Source organism: Streptomyces sp., assembly GCF_019510245.1.
Classification (GTDB): Bacteria; Actinomycetota; Actinomycetes; order Streptomycetales; family Streptomycetaceae; genus Streptomyces.
Genome location: NZ_JAEKKT010000261.1, coordinates 1 through 3607, shown reverse-complemented (window position 1 = coordinate 3607; position 3607 = coordinate 1). Strand labels below are relative to the sequence as shown.

At 70.7% G+C, this 3607-nt stretch carries 4 protein-coding genes, 2 pseudogenes and 1 riboswitch; all 6 genes and pseudogenes read right to left on the bottom strand.

Annotated features, from left to right (window positions below):
• Positions 1-224 (bottom strand): annotated as a pseudogene (locus tag JF597_RS48325) (amino acid ABC transporter permease); the annotation flags it as partial.
• Between the two features lie 333 nt (positions 225-557).
• Positions 558-667: riboswitch (SAM riboswitch) on the bottom strand.
• 65 nt (positions 668-732) lie between these two features.
• Positions 733-1596: a glutathione binding-like protein gene (locus JF597_RS48320; RefSeq protein WP_294012021.1), complete on the bottom strand. Its 864-nt coding sequence runs from the start codon at positions 1594-1596 to the stop codon at positions 733-735.
• 157 nt (positions 1597-1753) lie between these two features.
• Positions 1754-1864 (bottom strand): putative leader peptide, encoded by a 111-nt coding sequence (locus tag JF597_RS55885; RefSeq protein WP_366916559.1) that lies wholly within the window; start codon positions 1862-1864, stop codon positions 1754-1756.
• Positions 1865-1974: 110 nt separating this feature from the next.
• A complete protein-coding gene (locus JF597_RS48315; RefSeq protein ID WP_294012018.1) occupies positions 1975-2634 on the bottom strand; it encodes a hypothetical protein in 660 nt (219 codons plus the stop codon).
• A gap of 39 nt (positions 2635-2673) precedes the next feature.
• Positions 2674-3048 carry a hypothetical protein gene (locus JF597_RS48310; protein WP_294012015.1) on the bottom strand — a complete coding sequence of 125 codons (375 nt, stop codon included), beginning with the start codon at positions 3046-3048 and terminating at the stop codon, positions 2674-2676.
• Between the two features lie 209 nt (positions 3049-3257).
• Positions 3258-3607 (bottom strand): annotated as a pseudogene (locus tag JF597_RS48305) (ABC transporter ATP-binding protein); the annotation flags it as partial.

Sequence of the window (3607 nt, the reverse complement as noted above, 5' to 3'; positions counted from 1 at the left end):
GTCGGCCGCAGGAACCAGTAGCCGAACCGGTCCCACTGGTAGAACGGGTTGGTCACCAGGCCGTGGACGAACTGGGCCGCCAGAACCAGGACGACGGCGGTGGCGATCCAGCGGCCCGGTCGCCTCAGCGGCAGAACTCTCTGCGCGGCGAGTGGTGTTGACGGGGCGTCGGGCTGCGGCGGTGCCTCGGTGACGGACACAGCGGCACCAGGGGGTTCACTCATGAGGGGGCTCCGGCAGAGTCGGGTTTCCCCTGGGGCACAGCGAACACGGCGTACTACGGGGGCAGTACGTGACGCTCGGGCACCGGGGGCTGGGCGGACGACGGCACGCCGCGAACGCGGCTTTCGTCAGGACGCGGGGGCTGGGAAGGAAGGTCAGCCCCGACAGCGGGCACGGCCCGGTGCGGTACACAGTGCGCTGTTCACGCGGAGCAGATCGACGGCGCGATCGGCGACGAGAGGGTTCGGGTACGGCTGTACGCAGCCCAGCGGGCGGCGCATGGCCGTCCTGGGAGCTGCGTACATGGCGTCACCGTCACTGTTCCGGCCCTGAGGGCCTCGCGCTTACCGAAGGTTCATCCGGTCCGGTCGTCACCTGGGGCACCCCACCGCGATGCGAGGGTTGCCGGTCAGCAAGCCAGGGCTTTTCGCTGACACTCATGACCGTTCTGGCAGTTAGTTAAGACAATGGCTCGAACGTATGTCAACGCCGGTCCACCTGGTGGAACGGCTAACGGGTGGCGTGGGCCGCCCAGTCCAGGATCTGAACGGCCGCTCCGGCGGCCTCCAAGCCCTGGCAGCGGTCGTGGTGGCGGCGTTCGATGCCGTCGAGGTCGAGGTGCCGGCCGAAGGCCGGGTGGGCGGCGAGCCGGCGGGCGTAGGCCCACAGGGTGGGATGGTCGGCGATGCGCTGGACGGCGGCGGCGTCCAGGTGATTGCGGTGCACGGTGTCGAGCTGGACCAGCGCGGCCCACAACTGGATGTCGGCGGCGGTGACTTCGTCGCGGATCAGGTAGGTACGGCCGACCAGCCAGCGGTCGAGGGCGCCGAGGTTGTCCAGCAGCGTGGTGAGGGCGATGTCACATTCCGCCGGCTCCTGGCCGGCCGACCCGGCCCGCTGCGCGGCCTCCTCGATCCCGTCCGCGCACATCCGCTCCACGGCCTCGATCTCCGACTCCGCCCCGCACGGGTAGAGGGAGGGGCCGTCGGTGGCGAAGCGGCGGGCGAGGTCGCGCATGATGTCCGGGGCGTGAGTGCTCACGATCCGTCCCGACCAGTCGTCGCTGAGCACCGGCGCGGTGGCCGGGCCGGGGTAGCGGTGGGCGCTGGCGTCGTACAGCGGGCGCAGGGCGGAGTGACCGCCCCCGGGGCAGTCGGGCACGGCGGGCAGGTAGGTCGCCGGACAGACGGTGTCGAGGCGCAGCAGGCTGTGGGTGACGGCGATGCGCAGGCCGTCGGGACAGGCGGTGGACAGATGGAGGCGGTAGCGGCCCGGAACGGCGTAGTGGCCGCTGCGCGCGTCCCTGCCGATCCGGCCCCGGAAGGCGGGCGCGCGTCGGTCGGTCGTGTGGGCGGCCAGCGGTGTGATGGTCATGATTCTCCCCGGGAGCGGGCGCGGACGTACGCGCGGCGGAAGCGACGTCGAGCGGGCGGGAATGGGGCGGCGGCAAGGCCCTGGGGGCAGGGCTCACCCGTGTGCGCCGGACGGGGCGCGGCCCGAGGGGCGCTGTCGGCGCGGGAAGGGCGGCGGCTCAGCCCTGGAACCTGATCGCGCTGCAGACACGCAGCAGATCGATGTGGCGGCGGGAGGTCAGAAGAGGCGGGCGGACCACTCGGACGGTGACCGGTTCAAGGCGCCTCATGTTTCCCTACCTGTTCACTAGGATTCCCTCAGTGAGTGTCGATCCGACCGGGGACCACGTCAAGAGGGCCGTCCCGCATCGCGGACGCCCCGATGGACCTTTCCGGTGAGTCAGCGGAGATGAGCGGTGTCGACGGTCGTGTATCCGGTGGCCGTGGCGGTCACCAGGATGTAGCCGGGGTTGCCGTCGCGGTCGACGTAGCAGGTGAGGTAGTGGGCGCCGGACACGGTCTGGCGCACGGGATGTTCGGCCACCGCCCGGCGGCAGTCGGCCCCGGTGGGGAGCCTGTCCGAACTCCAAAGAGCCAGCTTGCCGTTGCTCGCGACCAGGTAGCCGCCCGAGACGTAGATGGCGTCGGTGGTCGTGCCCGCCGGCACGGGCGGGGTGCGGGCGAAGTCGTAACCGGTCGGAGTGGCCCCGGTGTCCGTCATGCGGAACCCACGGACCAGCGTCGTCGAGACGGAGGGCTGCGGGCCGGACAGCGCGGCGTTGGCCGCGAGACCGCCTCCCCCGATGATCGTCACCGCCGCGACGCCGGCGATCGCGGGATGGGCGGAGGCCATGCCGAGCACTGGTCCGATCACGGGGATCGAGAACCTCAGATGGGTGTTCTTCTGCGTGACCGTGGAGTGGTCGCCCGCGGTCACGGTCGCCGTGGGCGCGTAGTCCCGTGAACGGCGGTGCGTGGGCTTCTGCGGCGGTGGGTAGGTGTTGTGCTGGGTGTTGCCGTCGCCGGCCTGGACGCCGTTGGTCCCGCTGTTCCTCGTCATCGTGATGCTTTCTGCGGCCCGTGGGTGTCGGTCGGGCGCCTAACCGAACGTGTTGTGCTGGGTGTTGCCGTCGCCGACCTGCACGCCTCGGGCCTCCCGCAGATCAACCCGGTACCTCGCGCGCGGGCCGGCGTCCGCGCCGATCAGGGCCAGCAGACGCTGGGCGTGCTCCACGATCTCGGCGTCGACGGCACCGGCCATGACGAGATCGTGGGCGAGCCCTTCGGCCGGCCCACTCGGCCGGCGTTCCAGCAACTCGATGCGCTCCAGGGCCCCGGGCCTGCCCGCGAGCCGCCGGACGAGGGCCTGCTTCAGCACGGCGTAGCTGTCGGCCACCGCCGACGAGGCGGCACCGCTCAGACCGGCGCCCACCCCCGCGGTCAGGGCCTGCGCCACCAATGTCCCCGGATCCATTCACGCACCTCCGCACGGCTTCCTCGGCGTAACGGCGTCACACGGCGTCGATCACCGGTGTGACAACACGAGGAAGCTATCGGCCAGTTGTCCGGCTCTTCGGGTTTTGCGAGGAGCCGACGGATATCGCGTGTTCGGCGATGGGTCGTCGCCGTTGTCTGGCCGTTCGATGCCAGGGGATGTCGGTTCGGCTGCCGAGCAGCGCTGGTTCAGCGCAGGTCGGCGCCGGCCGGGTGGTCGTCCGTGTCGTCAATATCTTCGAGTTCTTCGGTGTCTTCGGTGTCTTCGGTGTCTTCGGTGTCTTCGGTGTCTTCGGTGTCTTCGGTGAGGAAGCCTCCCGACTGGTGCTGCCACAACTTGGCGTAGGCGCCGTCCGAGGCAAGGAGTTCCTGGTGGGTGCCCTGCTCGACGATCCGGCCACGGTCCAGGACGACGAGCCGGTCCATGCCGGCGACCGTGCTCAGCCGGTGCGCGACCACGAGCGCGGTGCGTCCCTCCATCAGCCGCCACAGGGCTTCCTGGACGAGGATCTCGCTCTCGGAGTCCAGCGCGCTGGTCG

What these genes read in the sequence shown, in the direction of transcription:
- JF597_RS48320 (WP_294012021.1), bottom strand. Translation starts at nt 1,596, where the DNA reads ATGACCATCACACCGCTGGCCGCCCACACGACCGACCGACGCGCGCCC.
- JF597_RS55885 (WP_366916559.1), bottom strand. Translation starts at nt 1,864, where the DNA reads ATGAGGCGCCTTGAACCGGTCACCGTCCGAGTGGTCCGCCCGCCTCTT.
- JF597_RS48310 (WP_294012015.1), bottom strand. Translation starts at nt 3,048, where the DNA reads ATGGATCCGGGGACATTGGTGGCGCAGGCCCTGACCGCGGGGGTGGGC.
- JF597_RS48315 (WP_294012018.1), bottom strand. Translation starts at nt 2,634, where the DNA reads ATGACGAGGAACAGCGGGACCAACGGCGTCCAGGCCGGCGACGGCAAC.